Raw genomic sequence first — 13,371 nt, forward strand, 5'->3', positions numbered from 1 at the left:
GAAGTCCTTGTTGGCACTTTTCACGCTCGATGCCGATGTACGTCGGCGTGAATCACCGCTAACCTTCAAATCCCGGGAGCAACCCTGGCGCGAAGGAGGACCCCGCTGCGTCCCGTCGACCTGGCCCGTGCGGCGGGCGTCTCGACCCAGCAGATCCGCAACTACGAGGACGCGGGGATCCTGCCGCCCGCGCCCCGCACCGCCTCCGGCCATCGCCGGTACGACGACCGGCACATGCGGGCCCTGCTCGCCTACCGGGCCCTGCTGCGGGGGTTCGGCCCGGTCCACGCACGGGCGATCATGCAGGCCGTGCACGAGGGGGACGTCGCCGGAGCGCTGGCCGTCGTGGACGCCTGTCATGCGGCGCTGCACGAGGAGCGGCGGTCCCTGCAGGCCACGAGCGAGGCCCTGGAGATCATCGCCCGCCGGGGACCGGACGCGGCGGGGCTGCCGCGCTCGGGCATGCGCATCGGCGAGGTGGCCGCCCTGCTGCGGGTGCGCACCTCCGCGCTGCGCGTCTGGGAGGCCGCCGGGCTGCTGGCCCCCGGACGCGAGCCGGGCACCGGCTACCGGTGGTTCGGCCCGGCGGAGGTCGGCCACGCCCAGATGATCAAGATGCTGCGGGACAACCGTTATCCGCTGGACCAGATCCGGCCCATCATGGACCGGCTGCGCCGGACGGGCGGCACCGAGGAACTGCACGCGGCCGTCGCCCGGCGCCGGGAGGAGCTGACCCGGCGGGCCGCCGCCATGCTCGCGGGCGCCGCCCGGCTGCACGACCACCTGTCGGCGGCCCGGGAGGACGCCGTGCCCGCTCAGTGAGATCGGCCGCGGGGCGAGCACTGGAATTCGTACTAGTGTCCGCGGCACGTGGACCGTACGACCGGGAGCGAGCGATGAGCAGTGACCTCAGCCTGGCGGGGCGGACCGCCGTCGTCACCGGCGCGGGCGGCGGGCTCGGCCGCAGCGAGGCCCTGGCGCTGGCCGCGCGGGGCGCCGCCGTCGTCGTCAACGACATCGGGCCGGCCGCCGACGACGTGGTGGCCGAGATCGAGTCCGCCGGCGGCCGGGCGGTGGCGGTGACCGGCGACGTGGGCGACTGGTCGCTGGGCGACAAGCTGGTCGCCGCCGCGGTCGAGGAGTTCGGCTCGCTGGACATCGTGGTCAACAACGCGGGCGTGCTGCGCGACCGGATGCTGTTCAACCTGTCGGAGTCCGACTGGGACGACGTGATCCGCGTGCACCTCAAGGGGCATGCGGCGGTGTCGCGGGCCGCCGCGGTGCACTGGCGCGCCGCCGCCAAGGCCGCGGGCGGGCCGGTGTACGCCCGGGTGATCAACACCTCGTCGGAGGCGTTCCTGTTCGGCCCGGCGGGCCAGCCCAACTACGCGGCGGCCAAGGCCGGGATCGTCGCGCTCACCCTGTCCACCGCCCAGGGCCTGGCCCGCTACGGGGTGCGCGCCAACGCGATCTGCCCGCGCGCCCGCACGGCGATGACCGCCGAGCAGTTCGCCGAGGGCGTCGCCCCCGGCGGGCTGGACGTCATGGCCCCCGAACGGGTCGGGACGTTCGTCGGCTACCTGGCCTCCCCCGCCGCCGGGCACGTCAGCGGCCAGGTGTTCGTCGTGTACGGGGACATGGTGGCGCTGATGGCCGCGCCGGCCGTGGAGCACAAGTGGACCGCCGACGGCGGCGTCTTCTCGGTCGAGGAACTGGACGCCAAGCTCACCTCGTACTTCGAGGGCCGCGACCCGTTCCGGACGTACGCGGCCTGGAGCGTCCACGCCCTGGACACCACCGGCGTCAGCAGGTTCCCCGGCTCCTGAGCCTCGGCTGCCCGGGGAGGGCCGCGAACGCGGTCAGCCCCGGGCGGCGTTGGAGCGGGGGGCCAGCAGCAGGCGGCTGGCGAGCCGGATGTCGCCCTCCACGTCGGCCATCGACGCCCGCCCGTTCAGGCTCGACTGCAGCACCCCGTACCAGCACTGCAGCAGCAGCCGCACCAGCGTCACGTCCTGCGCGGTGGGGGTCCGGATGCCGAGCGCGTCCAGCACGATCTCGCGGAACATGGTGTCGATCCGGATCGCGTCCGCCACCGTCGCCGCGCTGGCCGCGTTGCACGAGTACAGCATCGAGGTCGCCAGCACCGGACGGCTCAGCAGCTCCCGGCTGGCCTGCACCATCAGGTCGCCGACCGCGTCCTCGGGGGCGATGCCGGGCTCCGGCGGCCGGATGCCCTCCCGGAACCGCTCGATCTGCGCGCACATCACCGCCGCGAACAGGTGGACCTTCGAGGGGAAATACCGGTACAGCGTGCCGATCGCCACCCCGGCGGCCTTGGCCACCTCGTGCATCTGCACCCGTTCCAGCGACTTCTCCGCCCCGATCCGCGCCGCCGCACGGAGGATGCGCTGACGCCTGTCCCGCTGCTCGGGCGAGCTCGGCTCGGCCGGCGGCCGTGCTGCGGCGATCCTCGGCACTCTTCCCCCCGTGGGCTACGACGTCGACACGACAATACATAGGCCCCTGACGCCACCGGCCGCCCCTGCGATACCGCTCAGCGGGATGAACGCCGGGCGGCCCGCGTCTCCTTCCGGGACACGGGCCGCGAGACCGGATCAGAAGTCCATGCCGGCGCCCTCCGGGGCCGCCTGGGTCTGCTCGGGCTTCTCCGTGATGACGGCCTCGGTGGTCAGGAACAGCGCCGCGATGGAGGCGGCGTTCTGCAGCGCCGACCGGGTGACCTTGGCGGGGTCGATGACCCCGGCCGCGAACAGGTCGGTGTACTCGCCGGTGGCGGCGTTCAGTCCGTGGCCGGGCGGGAGGGTGCGGACCTTCTCGGCGACGACGCCGCCCTCGAGGCCGGCGTTGACGGCGATCTGCTTGAGCGGTTCCTCGAGGGCGCGCCTGACGATGTTCGCCCCCGTGGCCTCGTCGCCGGTGAGGGTCAGGCCGTCGAACGCCCTGGCGCCGGCCTGGAGGAGGGCGACGCCACCGCCGGGGACGATGCCCTCCTCGACCGCGGCCTTGGCGTTGCGGACGGCGTCCTCGATGCGGTGCTTGCGCTCCTTGAGCTCGACCTCGGTGGCCGCGCCGGCCTTGATGACGGCCACGCCGCCGGCCAGCTTGGCCAGCCGCTCCTGCAGCTTCTCCCGGTCGTAGTCGGAGTCGGTGTTGTCGATCTCGGTGCGGATCTGGTTGACCCGGCCCGCGATCTCGCCTGCGTCACCGGCACCGTCCACGATCGTGGTCTCGTCCTTGGTCACCACCACGCGCTTGGCCCGGCCGAGCATGTCCAGGGTGGTGTTCTCCAGCTTGAGGCCGACCTCTTCGCTGATCACCTGGCCGCCGGACAGGGTGGCGATGTCCCCCAGCATGGCCTTGCGACGGTCACCGAAGCCCGGGGCCTTGACCGCCACCGACTTGAACACGCCGTGGAGCTTGTTGAGCAGCAGCGTGGCGAGGGCCTCGCCCTCGATGTCGTCCGCGACGACGAGCAGGGGCCTTCCGGTCTGCTTGACCGCCTCCAGGACCGGGAGCAGGTCCCTGCCCGCCGACACCTTGCCCTGGACGATCAGGATGTAGGGGTCCTCGAGGACCGCCTCCATCCGCTCGGGGTCGGTGACGAAGTAGGGCGAGATGTAGCCCTTGTCGAAGCGCATGCCCTCGGTGAGCTCCAGCTCCAGCCCGAAGGTGTTGCTCTCCTCGACCGTGATGACGCCTTCCTTGCCGACCTTGTCCATCGCCTCGGCGATCATCTCACCGATCTGCGTGTCCCCGGCCGAAATCGAGGCCGTCGAGGCGATCTGCTCCTTGGTCTCCACGTCCTTGGCCAGCTTGGACAGCTCCTCACTGACCCGCTCCACCGCCGCCTCGATGCCCCGCTTCAGCGACATCGGGTTGGCGCCCGCGGCGACGTTCCGCAGGCCCTCACGGACCAGGGCCTGGGCCAGCACGGTCGCGGTGGTGGTGCCGTCACCGGCCACATCGTCGGTCTTCTTGGCGACCTCCTTGACCAGCTCCGCGCCGATCTTCTCCCAGGGGTCCTCCAGCTCGATCTCCTTGGCGATGGACACACCGTCATTGGTGATCGTGGGAGCGCCCCACTTCTTCTCCAGCACCACATTGCGGCCCTTGGGACCAAGGGTCACCTTGACCGCGTCGGCAAGCTGGTTCATCCCGCGCTCAAGACCCCGGCGGGCCTCCTCGTCGAACGCGATCATCTTCGCCGCCATCGTTCCTCCTGCTCGTCGGGGATGGGCGGACGGACGGCGCCCGCGACGGACGCCCTGCACGAGGGCCCGCCGTCCGTCCTGGCACGCCACCGTACACCACAAATTGCGCGTCACGCACTCAATGCGCGTCGCGCAATCATCGGCTAGGGTGGGGGCCATGCACGCCACCGACGACGAGCAGCCGCGCGACCTGCGCACCCGCCAGAAGCTGGCGACCCGGGAGGCGATCGGCGCCGCCGCGCTGCGCCTGGCCATCGAGCAGGGCCCCGAGGGACTGGCCCTGGTACGGGTCCGTGACATCGCCGAGGCCGCCGGGGTGTCGCCCCGGACCTACAACAACTACTTCTCCAGCCGGGAGGAGGCGATCTGCGCGTTCCAGGCCGACCGGGCGCGCCGCCTCGGGCGGATCCTGCGGGCCCGCCCGGCCGACGAGCCGCTGGAGGACGCCCTCACCGCCGCCGTGATCGAGCACGCCACCCCGCCGCCGGACCGGGCCGGCCTCCGCATGATCATGGAGACCCCCGAACTGGAGGGCGAGGCGCTCAAGGCGTTCACCATGGCCGAACGCCCGCTGGCCGAGGCGATCGCCGAGCGCACCGGCACCGACCCCGACCGGGACCTGTTCCCGAACGTCGTGGCCGCCGCGGTCGCCGCCGCCGTCCGGGTGGCCGGCCGCCACTGGGTCACCGGCGACGGCTCCGAACCCTTCGCCGACGTGCTCCGCCGCGCCCTCGCCCACGTCCTCCCACCGACGCCCCCACAGAACGACTGACCACCACCCCCGCAACGACGGCCCTCGCCGGCCGAGGGGCGGGACTCTTCCCACCCCTCGGTCGGCCTCCGCACGGTCCCGCAGAGAATCCCGCCTGGCTCTCAGAGAGACCAGGCCACCGGCCTCACGTCCGACGCATGGGCCGGGGCGGGGGGGATCAGAGGAGGTTGTCCTCGATCTTGAGGCCGAACTCGCCTCGGCCGTACATGGCCAGGGCCCGTTCGGCGTCGTTGGCGACGTGGACGCTGCCGGCGTGGGCGTCGCGCCAGGCGCGTTCGATGACGTGGCCGCGGCGCAGGGAGTTGCCGCCGGCGGTCTTGAAGAGGATGTCGATGGCCTCGATGGCGCGTTCGGTGGCGCGGACCTGGTCGCGGCGGGCGCGCAGGCGCAGTTCCATCGGGATCCTGGTGCCGGCCAGGGCGTGCTCGTACATCTCGCGGACGTTGCGTTCGGTCTGCAGGATCGCGGCGTCGATCTCCGAGGCGGCGCGGGCCACCGCGACCTGGGAGAACTGGTCCTCGACGAAACGGCCGCCGCCCAGGCTGAGCCGGATCCGGTCGCGCATCGCCTCGACGTAGGAGTGGTAGCAGCCCTCGACCGCACCGACCACGGCGGTGGCGACGGTGGTGGTGAAGATCGTGCCGAACGGCATCCGGTACAGCGGGCCGGTGTTGACCTTGCAGCCGGGGGCGCGCAACTGGGCCTGGTCGTAGTTGCGCATGGCGCGGTGGGCGGGGACGAACGCGCGTTCCACCACGATGTCGTCGCTGGCGGTGCCGCGCAGCCCCATCGAGTCCCACACCCGGCGGATCTCGTAGTCGGCGCGCGGCACCAGGACGGTCATGAAGTCCACCGGCCGTCCCTCGGCGCCCACCACCAGCCCGCCGAGCAGCGCCCAGTCGGCGAACTCGCACCCGGAGGAGAACCCCCAGTGGCCGGAGAACTCATAACCGCCCTCGACCGGGGCGAGCCGCCCGATCGGGGCGTACGAGGAGGCCAGCAGCACGTCGGGGCCGTTCCCCCACACCTCCCGCTGGGCCTCGTCGGGGAACAGCGCGAGCTGCCAGGGATGCACGCCGAGCACGGCGGTCACCCATCCGGTGGAGCCGCACGCCCCGGCGATCTCCCGGACCGCCCGGTAGAACGCCACCGGGTCGCCCTCCAGGCCGCCGTACCGGGCGGGCTGCAGCATGCGGAACACCCCGGCGTCGGCCAGCTCCCGGATCGTCTCCGCCGGGATGCGCCCCTTCTCGTCGACGGTCCGCGCCCGCTCGGCGATGCCCGGCAGCAGCCCGCGCACCGTCTCCAGGACCTTGTCGCCGCTCATCGGCCGCTCCCCTCGATCGTCCGCGCGGGTGCAGCACACCATGCCGGGGGCGGGCGGCACGGGCGGGCGTCCCGGCCACCGGGACTGCGGGGCGGCGGCGGCGCGCGGGCGGCATAGCGTGCAGGCGTACCGGAGTGCCCGCGAAGGGATGATCACCGTGACCGCTACCGAGTCCGACGGCGTCCGCGTCATCGAGGCGGAGGCGATCCCGACCCGCTACGCCCGCGGCTGGCACTGCCTGGGACTGTCGGAGCGGTTCCGGGACGGCAGGCCGCACGCGGTGCGGGCGTTCGGCGGCAGGCTGGTGGTGTTCGCCGGGGAGGACGGCGGGCTGAACGTGCTGGACGCCTACTGCCGGCACATGGGCGGCGACCTGTCCGAGGGCACGGTCAAGGGCAACGAGATCGCCTGCCCGTTCCACGACTGGCGGTGGGGCGGCGACGGACGCTGCAAGAAGATCCCCTACTCGCGGCGGGTGCCGCTGCGGGCGCGGACCGCGGCGTGGCCGACGCTGGACCAGGACGGGATGCTGTTCGTCTGGAACGACCCGGAGGGCAACCCGCCCCCGCCGCAGCAGGCCATCCCCCGCATCCCGGGCGCCACCAGCGACCGGTGGACCGACTGGGTGTGGACCGAGACGGTGGTGCACGCCAACTGCCGGGAGGTGGTGGACAACGTCGTCGACATGGCGCACTTCTTCTACGTCCACTACTCGTTCCCGACGTACTTCAAGAACGTCTTCGAGGACCACAGGGCGACCCAGATCATGAAGGGCCGGGCGCGGCCCGACGCCCGCCGCTCCTCCCGCGGCCCGCAGATGCTCGGCAACACCTCGGTGGCGACCTACTACGGCCCCTCGTTCATGATCGACGAGCTGACGTACCACTACGAGGGCTTCGACATCAACTCGGTGCTGCTGAACTGCCACTATCCGATCGACCGGAACTCGTTCGTGCTGCAGTCGGGCATCATCACCGAACGCAGCGAGGCGCTGCCCGGCGAGGCCGCCGACGAGATGGCGCGCAAGCTGTCCGGCTTCATCCAGCTCGGGTTCGAGCAGGACATCCGGATCTGGAAGACCAAGGCGCGCATCGACAACCCGCTGCTGTGCGAGGAGGACGGCCCGGTCTACCAGTTGCGCCGCTGGTACGAGCAGTTCTACGTGGACGTGGCGGACGTGACGCCGGAGATGACGGCGCGATTCGAGTTCGAGCTGGACACCACCCGGCCGGTGGAGGCCTGGGAGCAGGAGGTCGAGCGGAACCTGGCCGCGCAGGCCGCCGGGGAACGGCCCGCATGACCGTACGCCCGGACGTCAGGCTGGACGAGCGGCCGATGCGGCCGGTGCGGTGCCTGCGGTGCGGGGTCGAGGTGCTGGTCCGCAAGGCGAGCTGGGAGCAGACCAGCATCCAGTGGAGCACCTCCGCCATGGCCGGCTGCGCCGATCCCCCGCCGGACGGCTACAGCACCTGCCCGGCCCTGCTGGAGTCGATCGGCGTCGCCGCCGCAAAGGGCGAGATCGAGGTCGGCACCTGACGACACCGGACGGACCCGCCGCCGTCCTCCCGGAGGGTGTGCACGATTTACGCCGTGGCGTCGCGTGCGGCGGCGCGGCCGGCGCGGCGGCCGAAGAACGTGCCGTCGCCGAGGGAGGTTCCGCTGACGTAGCCCTCGCCGTGGATGCCGTGCGACGCCCTGCCCGCGGCGTACAGGCCGGGGATCCGGGCGCCGGAGTGGTTGAGGACCGCGCCGTCGAGGTCGGTGTGCAGGCCGCCGAGGGTGAAACCGGAGACGCCGCTCGCCGGGCCGCCGCTCCCCCAGAACCCGTCGCCGGGATCGAACGCCGCGAACGGGCCCCGCAACGGACGCAGCCACCGGGGGTCCTTGTGGAAGTAGGGGTCCTCGCCGTGGGCGGCGTGGCGGTTGTAGACCTCGACGGTGTTGGCCAGGGAGCCGGGCGGCATGCCGAGGGACTCCTCCATTTCGGCGAGGGTCTCGGCGGCGTGCTTGGGGCGGACGCCCCACAGGTCGGGCTCGGGGATCTGGTCGAAGCCCTCCTCGTCGATGATCGCCCAGTACGGTCCCGGCTGGTGGCGCACCGCGTGGTGGCTGAACCGGCCGGGATAGACGTCCTCGTTGATGAAGCGGCGGCCCAGCGCGTCGACCAGCATCCCCCGCGCGACCAGCACGGGCAGCGCGGCCAGCGCGACCTCCACCTCGCCCATGCGGCGGGTGGCGGCGCCGATCGCGGCGGCCATCCGGATCCCGGAGCCGTCGTCGAGGCCGTCGCTGACCTTGCCGTGCCCCAGCAGGACGGGGGCGTGGTCGCGGAGCATGTCGTCGTTGTCCACGAACCCGCCGGTGGTGAGCACGACCGCCCGCCGCGCCCGGTAGACGACGCGTTTCCCGTACCGGCGGGCCACCGCCCCGGCGACCCGGCCGTCGTCGTCCAGGATCAGGTTGGCGGCCTGGGTGTCGCGGTGGGCGACGGCACCGGCCCCGGTGGCGGCCGACGACAGCGCGTCCATCAGGACCCTCCCGGCGAACAGCGGCGCGGCCGGCCGGTGGCCCCGCGGCGCGGGCCTGGCGATCTCGGTGAACGGCCAGGCGTTCTCCCCCAGCCACATCAGCCCGTCGTCGGTCGGCGGCATCCAGGTCGGCGTCTCGTACAGGCTCGCCTTGAACGGAACGCCCCGGGCGCGCAGCCACTCGAAGTGCTCCACGCTCTCGTCGCAGTACAGCCGCAGCTTGGCGGTGTCGGGATGCGGGCCGAGCGCCGCCTCCAGGTAGGCGTACATGTCGTCGGGGGTGTCGTCGAACCCGCACGCCTTCTGGATCTCGGTGCCGCCGCCCAGGTACAGCTCGCCGCCGGACTGGGCGGACGTGCCGCCGGGGCCGCCGGCCCGTTCCAGCACCAGCACGTCCGCGCCCGCGCCCGCCGCCTCGTGGGCCGCCGCCGCGCCCGCGGCGCCGAACCCGACGACCAGCACGTCGCACTCGTGATCCGCCGGGCCGGCCTCGCGGAGGCCGACCGGTTCCACCGGGCCGCTCACTTCTTCGGCGGGATGAACGCGGGCAGCGGCTCGGCCCCGGACCAGTCGTGGCCCCAGTAGCTGTCGGCGGTGATCTCCTCGGCGGTGTAGTGCCGCTCGTCGACCAGCATGCCCTCGCAGCCGTACTCGATGTCGAAGCCGCCCGGGGCGCGCACGTAGAACGAGATCATCTTGTCGTTGGTGTGCCGGCCCAGCGTCGAGGAGATCGAGAAGCCCGCCCGGGTCACGTTGTCCAGCGCCCGGCCCACCGCGTCCAGGCCGTCGACCTCCACCATCAGGTGCACCAGCCCGGGGTCGCCGTCGTGCGGGGCGGGGCACACGGCCAGGCTGTGGTGCCGCCGGTTGACGCCCATGAAGCGGATCCGCGCCCCGGGCCCGACCTTCATCGCCCCGCGCGGCAGGAACCCGAGGACCTCGGCGTACCAGGCCGCGACCTCCTCGCAGCGCGGCGTCGGGATGACCACGTGCCCCATGCCCATCGGCCCGGTCACGAACCTCTGGTCCAGCCCGAGCCGCAGCGGGCCGTGGTCCAGCACCGGCCCGAAGAACACCTCGGTCGGCGTCCCGCCCGGGTCGCCGAACGCGATGCCCGCCTCGAAGCCCCGTTCCTCGGCGTCCTCACCGGTCAGCTCCCGCACCCGCACGCCGGACTTCTCCACCGCCTCGCGCACCGCCGCCAGCGCGTACTGGTCGCGGACCTCCCAGCCCACCGCCAGCACCCGGTCGGCGTCCCCGGGCAGCACCGCCAGCCGGGCCCGCCGCTCGTCCATCCGCAGATAGAGCCCGTCCGGATCGGGCCCCGAGCCCTCGGCGAACCCCAGCGCGTCGATCGCCAGCTCCCGCCACCGCTCGATGTGCCGCGTCTGGACCTTGAGATATCCCAGCCCTCGGATATGCGTCACTGTGCCCACGCCGCCCAACGTCCCAGACTCCCCCCGCCCCCGCCGTCCTCCTCCCGCTCAGTGAGAGTCACGCCGTCCGGGGCGGGGTGTCCGGCCTGGGGCGCGTCAGGGGCGCAGGTCGGTGCGGGCCCGGCCGGTCTCGGGATCGTAGGGGTGGGAGACGTGCTGGTGGATCATCCGCCAGGCGCCGTCGACGCGCTGGAAGACGCGGGTGCCGCGGGACCACCACTCGGTGCCGCCTCCGGGGCGGATGCGGTTGAGGCCCCAGGCGACGGCGAGGTCGCCGCTGGTGAGGATCCGCAGGTCGGGCACGTCCCACTCGACGGTCCCGGTAGTGGCGTGCAGGCCGCTTTCGCAGACCTTGCGGACGGCGTCGACGCCGACGTACTGCAGGGGCTCCTCGTGCTCGTAGGAGACGACGTCGTCGGCGATGCGGGCCATGAGGCCGTCGAGGTCCTTGGCCCGGGTGGCGTCGAACCAGTCCTCGTGGAGAGCCCGGATCTCGTTCTGGGACGCCTCCTCGTCCGGGGTGGGGAACGAGTGGTGTTCGTGGGCGACGACCCACCGGCCGTCCTCCTTGCGCAGGCCGAGGGTCAGGCGGAGCCGGTGCTCGGGATGGCGTTCCTGGTGCTCGCGGGTGCTGCAGCGGAGCAGGGCGTGGGCGAAGGCGACGTCCTCGCCGGCGGTCACCTCCAGCTCGGTGAGCTCGAACGTGCCGCCCCGGGCCTGCCAGGTGAAGAACGGCGGCCAGGTGTCGCGGTAGGCGTCGATGCCGCGGACGCCCTCGTGCGGCGGCGGAACGTCGAACATCACGATGTCGTCGGCGTGGTCGGCGAGGACGCCGTCCATGTCCCCGGCGTGGACGGCCTCGGCCCACCGCCGGATCAGGGCCTCGATCCGTGCCCGGTCGTCGGTCGCCATGTCTCTGCCTCCTGGGGTCGATGGTCCGTACGCCTCTACAACCCCGGGAGGCCGGCCCGGCTCATCGCCCGGCCGGGATTTTCTCCGGGAGGCCGAACGCGGGCAGGTCGGCGGTCAGGAACGCGACGACCTCGGCGACCCGCGTTCCGCGCAGCGCGAGCACGTCGAGGCCGTTCGGCAGGTAGGCGTTCCGGTCCTCGTCCCACATGTAGGTGCCGAACGCCAGTTGCCCGTTCGCCGTCGTGGGCAGGAAACGCCACCGATGGTTGAGCGGCCCCTCCAGCAGGAACGCGCGGATCTCCGCGTGCCCCCGGTACCACTCCGGCAGCGGCGGCATGGAGAACCTGGCGTCCTCGGCGAGCATCGCCACGATGGCGTCCACGTCGCCCTTCTCCCAGGCGGCGGCGTACCGGCGGGCCAGCTCCCGTACGGCCGCGTCCTGCGGGGAACGCGGCGCGCCCCGCCGGCGGGCGTCGGGGAACATGCCGTCCACGACCTTGCGGGCCCGCTGCAGGGCGCTGTTGACCGAGGCGACCGTGGTGTCGAGCTGGCCGGCGGTCTCGGCGGCGCCGAACCCCAGCACGTCCCGCAGCAGCAGCACCGCCCGCTGCAGGCCCGACAGGTGCTGCAGGGCGGCGACGAACGCCAGCTCCATGCCCTCCCGGGCCACCACCGCGTCCTCGGGTCCCGTCCGCTCGTCCGGGTACGGCTCGACCCAGGCGATCTCCGTCGCGGGCACGGTCCCCGGGCTCAGATCGGCGGGCAGCTCCCGGCGGGCGCGGCGTTCGATCATCGTCAGGCAGCGGTTGGTGGCGATCTTGTAGAGCCAGGCGCGGATCGACCCGCGCTCCTCGTACCGGTCCAGGCTCCGCCACGCCCGCACCAGCGTCTCCTGGACGGCGTCGTCGGCGTCGTGCACCGACGCCAGCATCCGGTAGCAGTGCGCGTGCAGCTCTCCCCGGAACGGGTCCACCAGCAGCCCGAACGCGTCCGCGTCCCCGTCCCGCGCCGCCGCCAGCAGCCGGTCCGGCGCGTCGTTCGTGGTCCTCGCCATGCCGTGCTCCCCCGGACACGCGGACACCGACGCCGCCCAACGTACCCGCCGGGTCCGACGTCTTCGGAGAAGATCACCGCGGTACGCATCGACCACCCGGCACTGACCGAACGGAACGACTCGTGAGAGTCGGTCGGCGGGGACCGAGGGCGACCGCCGGGCGACCTCGTCGCGGTGCAGCCGGTCCTCGGGCACTACTCCCAGACGACCGCCTCGATGCGCACGGAGGTCGGCAGCGGGAAGTCGGCCGACACCATCGCGAAGGCCGCCACCTTGTTCTCGGTGGTGGTGAAACAGTAGGTCCCGTTGACGCCGTTCCCCCGGTAGACGGGCAGGAAGACCGGCTCCCGGGACGCTCCCGGGGGAAGCGACCGCTCGCATTCCTCCCTGCTGAGACCGCCGACGTCACCGGACACCTCAGCGACACGGCCGGTGAAGACGATCACCTTGGGCGCGGTCTGGTTGTCGCCGCGGAGATCGTCCTGCGCGCCGACGAGCGTCGGCGACTCGCCGTCGAGATCGAGCCCGACGTCCGAGGGGACGTTGGCCGCCAGCGGCAGTTCGACGAATCCACGCCACCGCACCCGCGCTTCCGACCGCGGGTCAGGGGTGGGAGGAGAATCAACTATCGGCGAGGGCGTATTCGCCCCCGGTCCGGATTTGTCCTTCTGCACGTCGGGATCGATCTTCGCCCAGGCAAAGCCCGCGACGCCCACGATGATCGCCACCAGCAGACCGCCGATGACCTGGTGATCGGTGAATCCCAGAATGGTGTCGCGCCGGGATCGCCGAGGGTCCGGCGCTCCCTGCCGCCCCTGCCGGCCGGGGGATCCTGACGTGTTCACGCCGACGAGCGTTGGGCACCCCGTCCGCACTGTCAAGCGATAACGGATATCTGGCATGGTCGCCCGGAACTCGGTTTTCGGCCCTGTCTCCATGGAATGCGGACGGTGAATTCCACCGCTGATGAGACCGCCCCGGGAACGGCCGTTCGCGCGATGCCGCCCCGGGCATCGCCGGTGCGCGTGCACGTGACCACCCCGGCTCCGGAAAAACCCGTTTCCCAGAAGTCCGGCTGTTTATCCGACGTTTCGTACGCGACGGGTCTGC

The 13,371-nt window shown here is 72.5% G+C and carries 13 protein-coding genes; 5 read left to right on the forward strand and 8 right to left on the reverse strand.

Translation table 11 applies throughout. The features are described from left to right. Positions 1 to 120: 120 nt before the first annotated feature. Entirely contained in the window at positions 121 to 822 is a 702-nt protein-coding gene (locus tag HNR21_RS30310; protein WP_246445955.1) for a MerR family transcriptional regulator, read from the forward strand. A gap of 74 nt (positions 823 to 896) precedes the next feature. Then, positions 897 to 1,826: a 3-oxoacyl-ACP reductase gene (locus HNR21_RS30315; RefSeq protein WP_182707831.1), complete on the forward strand. Its 930-nt coding sequence runs from the start codon at positions 897 to 899 to the stop codon at positions 1,824 to 1,826. 33 nt (positions 1,827 to 1,859) lie between these two features. On the opposite strand, the gene HNR21_RS30320 is transcribed toward HNR21_RS30315, so the two are convergent. Next, positions 1,860 to 2,477: a TetR/AcrR family transcriptional regulator gene (locus HNR21_RS30320; protein WP_182707832.1), complete on the reverse strand. Its 618-nt coding sequence runs from the start codon at positions 2,475 to 2,477 to the stop codon at positions 1,860 to 1,862. A 138-nt stretch (positions 2,478 to 2,615) separates the two neighbouring features. Further along, on the reverse strand, positions 2,616 to 4,232 hold the full coding sequence (gene groL, locus HNR21_RS30325) for a chaperonin GroEL (protein ID WP_182707833.1): 1,617 nt from the start codon (positions 4,230 to 4,232) through the stop codon (positions 2,616 to 2,618). 157 nt (positions 4,233 to 4,389) lie between these two features. Between groL and HNR21_RS30330 the strand changes: the two genes are divergently transcribed. After that, positions 4,390 to 5,004, forward strand: a complete 615-nt coding sequence (locus HNR21_RS30330) for a TetR/AcrR family transcriptional regulator (RefSeq protein ID WP_119729221.1) — start codon at positions 4,390 to 4,392, stop codon at positions 5,002 to 5,004. Positions 5,005 to 5,161: 157 nt separating this feature from the next. On the opposite strand, the gene hsaA is transcribed toward HNR21_RS30330, so the two are convergent. After that, positions 5,162 to 6,331 carry a 3-hydroxy-9,10-secoandrosta-1,3,5(10)-triene-9,17-dione monooxygenase oxygenase subunit gene (hsaA, locus tag HNR21_RS30335; RefSeq protein WP_182707834.1) on the reverse strand — a complete coding sequence of 390 codons (1,170 nt, stop codon included), beginning with the start codon at positions 6,329 to 6,331 and terminating at the stop codon, positions 5,162 to 5,164. A gap of 148 nt (positions 6,332 to 6,479) precedes the next feature. Here hsaA and HNR21_RS30340 point away from each other — a divergent pair, with 148 nt between their 5' ends. After that, positions 6,480 to 7,631, forward strand: coding sequence for a 3-ketosteroid-9-alpha-monooxygenase, oxygenase component (locus HNR21_RS30340; RefSeq protein WP_182708913.1), 1,152 nt, complete (start codon positions 6,480 to 6,482; stop codon positions 7,629 to 7,631). Beyond that, positions 7,628 to 7,867: a ferredoxin gene (locus tag HNR21_RS30345; protein WP_119729218.1), complete on the forward strand. Its 240-nt coding sequence runs from the start codon at positions 7,628 to 7,630 to the stop codon at positions 7,865 to 7,867. Before HNR21_RS30340 ends, HNR21_RS30345 begins: the two co-directional genes overlap by 4 nt. 47 nt (positions 7,868 to 7,914) lie before the next feature. Here HNR21_RS30345 and HNR21_RS30350 read toward each other — a convergent pair whose 3' ends face one another. From HNR21_RS30350 to HNR21_RS30370, 5 genes are all read right to left on the reverse strand, one after another. Then, positions 7,915 to 9,372 carry an FAD-dependent oxidoreductase gene (locus HNR21_RS30350; RefSeq protein ID WP_182707835.1) on the reverse strand — a complete coding sequence of 486 codons (1,458 nt, stop codon included), beginning with the start codon at positions 9,370 to 9,372 and terminating at the stop codon, positions 7,915 to 7,917. Between the two features lie 8 nt (positions 9,373 to 9,380). Next, positions 9,381 to 10,295 (reverse strand): VOC family protein, encoded by a 915-nt coding sequence (locus tag HNR21_RS30355; RefSeq protein WP_312881425.1) that lies wholly within the window; start codon positions 10,293 to 10,295, stop codon positions 9,381 to 9,383. A 96-nt stretch (positions 10,296 to 10,391) separates the two neighbouring features. Continuing rightward, a complete protein-coding gene (locus tag HNR21_RS30360; protein WP_182707836.1) occupies positions 10,392 to 11,207 on the reverse strand; it encodes a YybH family protein in 816 nt (271 codons plus the stop codon). Between the two features lie 61 nt (positions 11,208 to 11,268). Beyond that, positions 11,269 to 12,261 (reverse strand): sigma-70 family RNA polymerase sigma factor, encoded by a 993-nt coding sequence (locus tag HNR21_RS30365; RefSeq protein WP_182707837.1) that lies wholly within the window; start codon positions 12,259 to 12,261, stop codon positions 11,269 to 11,271. 194 nt (positions 12,262 to 12,455) lie between these two features. After that, positions 12,456 to 13,199, reverse strand: a complete 744-nt coding sequence (locus HNR21_RS30370; RefSeq protein ID WP_182707838.1) for a hypothetical protein — start codon at positions 13,197 to 13,199, stop codon at positions 12,456 to 12,458. Positions 13,200 to 13,371: the final 172 nt, after the last annotated feature.

This window comes from Thermomonospora cellulosilytica (genome assembly GCF_014138835.1).
In the GTDB taxonomy this organism is placed as follows: Bacteria; Actinomycetota; Actinomycetes; order Streptosporangiales; family Streptosporangiaceae; genus Thermomonospora; species Thermomonospora amylolytica.